We start from the raw sequence: 299 nt of genomic DNA on the forward strand, positions 1-299 counted from the left end.
ATTCGGTGTACGGATTCTAATAGGGCTGATGAGCCGGTGGATAAGGCGAAGCTGGCTCGGGCGCGTAAGTTTGTTGAAGCGTATGATGCTGTTGCGCCGTTCCAGCGGGCGAGTGTTTCGGCAGGCAGCTATGACGTGTGTGACTTCTGGAAGTTCAAGGGCACGTTGCCGAAGCCGCAGAAGCTGTCGAAGGTGCCGAATATTCTGGTGATTTCGACGACGCATGATCCTGCTACACCGTATGCCAATGGTGTGAAGATGGCGGAGATGATTGACGGTTCACTGCTGAGCGTGTCCGG

General features: G+C 55.2%; 1 protein-coding gene. It reads left to right on the plus strand.

The features are described from left to right. Nucleotides 1-36 precede the first annotated feature (36 nt). Nucleotides 37-299: alpha/beta hydrolase (locus tag HMPREF2757_RS06410; RefSeq protein WP_256278281.1), on the plus strand; the 263-nt coding region annotated here is incomplete at its 3' end.

Source organism: Brevibacterium sp. HMSC063G07, assembly GCF_001810665.1.
Classification (GTDB): Bacteria; Actinomycetota; Actinomycetes; order Actinomycetales; family Brevibacteriaceae; genus Brevibacterium.